This is a genomic window from Myroides sp. LoEW2-1 (genome assembly GCF_009767705.1).
Classification (GTDB): domain Bacteria; phylum Bacteroidota; class Bacteroidia; order Flavobacteriales; family Flavobacteriaceae; genus Flavobacterium; species Flavobacterium album_A.
In genome coordinates, this window is record NZ_WSPP01000265.1 from 1 (window position 1) to 7,288 (window position 7,288).

General features: G+C 31.4%; 4 protein-coding genes. 3 read left to right on the forward strand and 1 reads right to left on the reverse strand.

All coding sequences use genetic code 11. The annotated features are described in order from the left end of the window. Nucleotides 1–107: 107 nt before the first annotated feature. The 3 genes from GOQ24_RS13680 to GOQ24_RS13690 all read left to right on the forward strand — a co-directional run bounded on the left by GOQ24_RS13680 (nt 108) and on the right by GOQ24_RS13690 (nt 5,850). Nucleotides 108–1,277 (forward strand): DUF4876 domain-containing protein, encoded by a 1,170-nt coding sequence (locus tag GOQ24_RS13680; protein ID WP_155092741.1) that lies wholly within the window; start codon nt 108–110, stop codon nt 1,275–1,277. A 209-nt stretch (nt 1,278–1,486) separates the two neighbouring features. Further along, a complete protein-coding gene (locus tag GOQ24_RS13685; RefSeq protein WP_160339943.1) occupies nt 1,487–4,255 on the forward strand; it encodes a TonB-dependent receptor in 2,769 nt (922 codons plus the stop codon). After that, nucleotides 4,252–5,850 carry a DUF6850 family outer membrane beta-barrel protein gene (locus tag GOQ24_RS13690; protein WP_155092739.1) on the forward strand — a complete coding sequence of 533 codons (1,599 nt, stop codon included), beginning with the start codon at nt 4,252–4,254 and terminating at the stop codon, nt 5,848–5,850. The genes GOQ24_RS13685 and GOQ24_RS13690 overlap by 4 nt, the downstream gene beginning before the upstream one ends. 153 nt (nt 5,851–6,003) lie before the next feature. Here the strand turns inward: GOQ24_RS13690 and GOQ24_RS13695 are convergent, their stop codons facing one another. Next, nucleotides 6,004–6,906, reverse strand: a complete 903-nt coding sequence (locus GOQ24_RS13695; protein ID WP_160339944.1) for a DUF4299 family protein — start codon at nt 6,904–6,906, stop codon at nt 6,004–6,006. Between the last annotated feature and the right edge of the window lie 382 nt (nt 6,907–7,288).

The window sequence follows — 7,288 nt, forward strand, 5'->3', positions numbered from 1 at the left end:
GTATTTGTTTGAATTTAAGTAGGTTAATTTATTTCATTTAATTATTTAGAACAGTTAAAAATAATTAATAAGTTTGCGTCTAATTATATTTAATCTAAATAAATAAAATGAAAAACATTATTAACACTAGTTTTCTATTGATTTGTACATTGCTTTTCTTGACAGCTTGTTCAAGTGATGATTCAAATTCAGTGGAGGAATTAAAGAAATTCTCAATTGTTGTAAAAGGTCAAGATAAAAGTGGCACATTAACTGATTATTCCTCTTTTACCTATAGTGTTTACAATCAGAATACTTCTGAGTCTATCAAAGGTAATCTTGATCAGAAGGGATTAGCTACTATTGAATTACAAGTAGGTAATTATGATTTTAATCTCGAGAGCCCAGAAATTGGATTTGGTTTTCTAGGTAATGTGTCAATTAATAAAAGTGAATCTATTGTCATTGACATTGAGCTTGTTAAACCAACTTACCAAGGTTTGATAATCAGTGAACTCTTTACCTCGGGAGAGGGAGCAGAGGACGAGTATGGCGAGTATGTAGAATTAGCTGATCAGTACGTTGTTATCTATAATAATAGCGATAAGGTTAAGTACTTAGATGGCCTTTCTTATGGGATTACTGAACATTGGAATAAGTTTCCATATAACGCAACTACCCAGCAAGCTATGGATGAAAAATCTGTTTTAGCTGCTATTGTATATACTTTCCCAGGTACAGGAACAGACTATCCTATAGCTCCTGGTCAAGAGGTGGTTTTGGCTCGTTCAGCTAGAGATTTTAGTGAGAAAGGAAAAAATAAAGCTGCAGCTGATTTAAGTGGAGCTGATTTTGAAATTGTTATGCCATCTAATGATACTGACAATCCAAAAGTTCCTAATATGATTGTAAACGGGACTACTCATGCAGATATGTTAGGCTATGGAGTTGGTTATTCACCAGCTTTCTTGTTTAGACAACAAGGTGATCTTAAGTCTTTTTTGAGTGAAAACTCTATTGTTGTTGAAAGTATGTATGGAAGTAAACCTGTATTTAAAATTCCTGTTGATATTATTGTTGATGGTGTTGAAACAGGACAGGTGAATCAAGTAAAGTATAAATCACTATTAAATGAAATAGATAGAGGATATGTTACTGTTTCAGATACCGGTACAAGAGAGGTTTATGTTAGACGTATAAAACAAAACCAGTCATCTAGAAAAGTTTATATGGATACAAATAACTCAAGTGAGGATTTTGAAATTAGAGTAGGTCAAAGAAACTTCCCCGCAAAATAGAGCTGAACTTCTGTATGATATCTTTAAAAGTGGGCGAGCTCTAAAGATATTATAGTATTAAAGTCACAATTAATTCTTAGTGAATTTTACAAAGTGTTTACTAGTAATTCACTAAGAATTTCTAAGCTTTATTAATTGGCTTAACATTGGATATATTGTATAATTTCAAAAGTCTGACCACTAGTATGACTATGGTAGAATCATTACCGATGAGAAAAAAATATTTTATTGTTATATTATTTTTAATTAGCTGCTTTTGTTTTGCATTTAATAACTCTAAAAACACTACGTATAGCGTTGTTATTGAAGTTTTAGATTTTCAAGGAGAACCTATTTCTTATGCAACTCTTGAATTTTTCGATCTTAATTTTGAGCTTACAACCAATGCTCAAGGTCTAGTATACTTAAAGCTACCCAAGGGCAGTTATAAATACACCGTTAAAGCTTTAGGTTTTTTACCATTAGAGCAGACCTTAGATGTATCATCTTTTTCTAAGACGAAGGTTTATTTAAATAGGGAGAGTATCGAATTGGAAGAATTTATTATTATGGCTAAATATAATAGTAAAGCAAAAGACAAGGCTGTTATTAATCAAACAGCCTTGTCTTATATTCAGCCTACCTCACTTGTTGATGCATTAATTCTTCTTCCAGGGAGTTTACATCAGCAATCTTCTTTAAATCAGTTCAGTGGTGTTAATTTTCGTAGTTCAGGTGGTGATCAAAATAATGCTTTAGGTGTATCTATTATTTCCAATGGTGTTTCAATGCACAATGATGGTAGTAGAAATCAACTTTATGGATTAACTCAAGGTTCTAGAACTTCTTTTGCTAAGGAAAGAAACCTTGTGTTTAACTCTGGACTAGATATGCGTATGATATCAACTGACCATATTGAGAGTATTAGTGTTGTTAGGGGAATTTCCTCAGCTAAGGTTGGGAATTTATCAAGTGGACAAATTAATCTTAAGGCAAAACAAGGAGTTAGCCCTCTGCAAATACGCGCCAAGGTAGATCCAAATGTTCAGTTGGCTTATCTTGGAAAAGGAATTGATTTGGGGTCCAACTATGGTGTATTACACTTAGGTATGGATGTTTTAAGCTCAAAACCAGATGTTCGTGAAACCTTGACAAAATTCACTAGGGTTACCTCTCAAATCAATCATAATTTAGGTCTTGATTTTTTAGGGAATTATATTGAGCTTAATACTAAATTGAATTATACTCAAACTTTAGATAATCATAAAAGTGACCAGTCTACCGAGTATAATGAGGAACTCTACAAAGTGAAATATCACAAATTAGACTTTACATGGAAGGCATCTACTTTGCTTGATAAAAAATGGATTGACGATATTGAACTTATTGCACATTTTGATTACACAAAAGATGTGTTAGATCGTTCCTTACTTGTTTATTCTGATGGTGGTATAAATATGTCTAATGCGACGCAGCCAGGAGTACATGAGGCTTTTTTTTTACCTTCTAAATATAAGACGAGTTATCAAATGGACAATGCTCCACTGAATGTGTTTTTACAATTCAATGCGGGTAAGTTTTGGAATTTGTCAGATAAGATCACTCAAAATATTATTTACGGGATAGAATACAATAGTGTAAAGAATCACGGAAAAGGCGCAGTAATTGATCCCAATCTTCCACCTTTTCCTTCTGATAATTCATTTATTCGCCCACGTAAAAATTCTTCAATTCCTTCTTTAATTCACTCTGCTTATTATATTGAAAGCAACATAGGTATTAACATAGATAAATTAGATTCAAAAATTGATTTAACAACCGGGTTAAGAGGTGTGCAAATGTTTAATTTACCTTCATCTTATTTTTTAAACAACAAGGTTTTGGTTGAACCAAGATTGCAAATGAATTTTACAACCAATTATAATTCACAGCAAGATATCTATACAAATTTTAGAATTGGATATGGTCAGCAAAACAAACTTCCGACTTTAGATTATTTGTATCCTGATCGAATTTATCGAGATATAGAAGTTTTAAACTGGTATGATAATTTACCAGAGAATCGATTATTACTTACTCATACTTTTATACACGATGTAGAAAATCCGAATTTAAGAGCCAGTAGAGCCAAGAAGTTTGAATTTGGTATGGATTTTTCATATAAGGATTTTGAGTTCTCATTAACCAGCTTTTATGAAAAATATGATAGAGGCTTTGAATATCACTATCAGTATAGTCCTGTTAATTACAATAAGCTAACCACTGCTAATAAGCCTATTGTAGGTAAGCCATCTATAGGGGATTTTGATATGGATACCCAGCATAATTTTATTATGCTTCCAAGGGCATTAAATAGTAGTGAGTTACATAAAAAGGGGCTTGAGTATAGGATTGTATTGCCAGAGATTAAATTTTTATCTACAAGTATTGAAATTAACGGGGCTTATTATAAAACTAAATATGGCTCAAATCAACCTAAGATGTATTATCCTAAAACAATCACTAATAATGAGTTATATCCTTATGTAGGTATATATGATAATGCTCCTGAGATAACTCTTAGCCGCTTGAATACTAATGTTTGGTTTAATACAAGAATACCGCGTTTGAAACTTGTTTTTACAACCTTTATTCAAGCATTATGGTATACATCTTCTCAATTATCAAGTAATGAATCTTTTGTCCCTTCAGCTTATTTGGATAAGACTAATACTATTCATAAAATTGATTATGATAAGGTTAAAATTGATAACCCTGACTTAATTTCATTGGATTTGCGCAATGAAAAAACTAATTTTTCTAAAGATACAACCAGACCTGATTTTATGGTCAACTTTAAGGGAAGTAAAGAGATTAAAAATTTTGGAAGTATATCTTTTTTTGTCAATAATATTTTAAATCTAAACTCTAAGTATAAGAATAATTACAATGTAAACCAGCGCAAATGGTCTTCAGCATATTTTGGAGTTGAAGTAACTTTAAAATTAGATGTGTTATGAAACAATTTGCAATAAGAATAATTGTTTGTTTTATTTTCTTGTTCACTTGTTTAGCAATAGGTCAAACAAATAAGCTAACAAGTCAATATTTTGCTTTAGATGATAATGAGTTTATATTAAATACTAACCCAGGTGATTTGCCAAAGTTTGTATTTAATTCTGCTTATTTAAATAATTATAGTCATGTGGGGGCACAGACCTATTTAGAATTGTTTTATCACAATCAAAATCAAGATAAATCATATAGAATAGACAAAGGTAAAAAATCAAGTGAGTATGGTATTACAGCTCGTTGGTTTACACCTGTGGATAGTACTTCTAATTTCTTTTCGCAGGTTGTGGTTAGAAAAGGGGTACAGCAGGATATCTACGGATTTACTTCTAGAGTCTCATCAATTTACGGCCCTTATCAAATGATTAATTTAAAACAAGGAGATTATAAGTATCAGAATTATGATTTAAGTGCACGTTATAGTAAAAGAATAAAAAATTTTGTTTTAGGTACTAACTTAACTTACACAGGGGATTATTCCTTTAAACAAACAGATCCGCGAGCTCGAAATATTTCTTCTTGGTTCTCAGTTGAACTAGGTAGTGTTTATCATTTAAATAAGAGTTTTGATTTTGGATTAAGTACAACTTATCAACTACACAGGCAAACTCAAGAGCTTGATGTTTGGAAAGGAAACATAAAACAACAGTTTTTTGTTTTACGTGGTTTTGGTATGATTGATCACGAACATAAGGATTATGTATTTTCAAGAAAGCGCATTTATACTCAAGATCAATTCGATGTAAACCTTTCTAGCTCTCTATGGAAAGACAGAAAGTTTAATATAGATTTATTGTTGTTAGCCAAAAGTAGAAATATGAAAACAGAGGAGCAAATTCCCATTAATTTACATCAATTAAAAACTTCAATTATTTCACTTTCAACAGTTTTAAAGTACTATATTTCATCGAATTGGCTAAGTAAAATAAATCTGTTTTATCAAAATAAGACTTTAAAAGGTACTGAGAATAGGTATAGTTATACGCGTGTTAATCAGAATTATAGTGGGGTATATGATTATGTAAAGATTGGTTCTTTACAAGCTTATAGTCTAAAGCAAAATAGATTAAGGATACAAACAGAAATAACTTATCGATCGAATAACAGTGGTAGTTATTCATTTTTGTTGGGCTACCAAAACCAATCACTGAATGAGAAGTATAAAGCAAGTAATTTTAGATCGCAATTAGATAAAGATACTTTTAGTGCTGAGATAAAATCAGATTACAAGGGAAATAAAAATCATTTAACTTGGGGAGTTATCTATCAATTAGAAAACACAACTAAGGCCTTAGCGCAAAATGACAATAGATTTTCAAGCTTGTATAATGAAATTTATTATCCAGTTTTTCTGTATGATTCATTGGATAAAAATATGTTAGCTTTATTTGTCGATTATAACTATCGCCTTAAAGGTAATCAACAAATAGGAATTAAAGTTCAAGTATCTAAGCTTTGGGCTGATTCCACAAAGTTGAAAACAATGCAGGTAGTAGATATTAATTATTTAAGCGCTTTTACTAGTTTGTATTATAGGTTTTAACCCAGTACAAAAAACGCTAGTTTTTGCTTTTAGATAAACTAGCGTTTATTTGTTTGGAGTAGAAAAGCAAGTTCTTTTTAAAATACTTTTTTACTAGATAAAATTAATGTTCTTGTTATTTCAAAGATTATGTGATTGATCTTTATAATGAACCTATTTTAGTAACTGATCAAAAAGCAATTGATTAGGTTCTCTTAAGATATAGTGATTCTCGTCGTAGTGTTCTAAGTTCATTTGATTAATCACTTTGACAAAGGAATCGTAGTCTATATATTTTATTGTAGGTTCTTGCTTTTCGGATAGCATCACCAAGGCCAGTTGCCAATGAGTAGGTTTTATCCCATCGGGTAGTCCTGAAGTAATGACAGGGACAAAGGCCTGTTTTGGAACAATACTACTTACCCCTAACGTTAGGCTATAGGCTCCCAGGATTTCTCCTTGTTGGTTTTGATAAAACATCGGTTTCATATAGTAAAGGTCTTCGCTTTGCTTTTGATGTAGGAATTGTTTAAAAGTATCGGTTAATTCTTCTACTGGCAATTTAACCCAGTGATCTAAAGTTGCTGAAGAAATATAGATAGGATTGTATCCACCAAATACAACAAAGGTCATTTGCTTTTGTTGAAGCTGAGCCACTTGCTCTAACAGGTAATTGTTGTTCCATGCCTGTATATCCTGTTTGAGTTCATTCAGTCCTGCCAACTCGATCTCTTTTTCGTCGTCTAAGATAAAGGTATGCACTTTAAACAATTTGCAAGCTGATTCTATGCAGTGAAAGAAATCTGTTATGTCTTGCTCGGTAGCTGGTACATTCAGTGAAACTTTCAAGTCCTTTGCATCCTTAGAGAGGATGAATCCCCTTCCGATCTGCTTTGGATTGACTGCCACTATATTGATTTCTTCAATCTGGCTATCGCGTAACTCCTCCAAGACATAAGCAGAGTTAAGGTCTCTACATCCAAGGAGTACAGGGTTGTCAAATAAAGATTCTATGACTGCTAAATTAATAGCTTTTTTGAACAGTCCTTTTTGTTTTATTCGTATTTCGATTGCCATGGTTTTTCTTTTTATTTCAAATATAGGGATATCCATTTTGTTTTTTGTAACTATCTCGATTTATTTACACCATTGATTATAATTCTTTAATTTATACTTTTTAAGTGCTTTTAGGCATCAACGCCTTGTTTTTAAGTGGATTTGGTATTAAATGGTATACGGATATCTTGAATATGTATTGTTGAATTATTAGTAATTGTGTTATAATTTTAGCATAGTTATATTTTGTTAAGAGAAACGGGTGCTTTTTATAAATAGTGGAAAAAATCCTCAATACACTTATTATTAAGTCATTGTGCGATGTTTTGATGATTTGTATCTTCTCTATGGCTGAAGGAAGTTTTACTGTCCTTTTTATCTATTGTCTAATTTACTTATCTTA

Bases quoted from the DNA above. Each gene is read 5' to 3' on its own strand.
- GOQ24_RS13680 (WP_155092741.1), top strand. From the start codon at position 108: ATGAAAAACATTATTAACACTAGTTTTCTATTGATTTGTACATTGCTT.
- GOQ24_RS13685 (WP_160339943.1), top strand. From the start codon at position 1,487: ATGAGAAAAAAATATTTTATTGTTATATTATTTTTAATTAGCTGCTTT.
- GOQ24_RS13690 (WP_155092739.1), top strand. From the start codon at position 4,252: ATGAAACAATTTGCAATAAGAATAATTGTTTGTTTTATTTTCTTGTTC.
- GOQ24_RS13695 (WP_160339944.1), bottom strand. From the start codon at position 6,906: ATGGCAATCGAAATACGAATAAAACAAAAAGGACTGTTCAAAAAAGCT.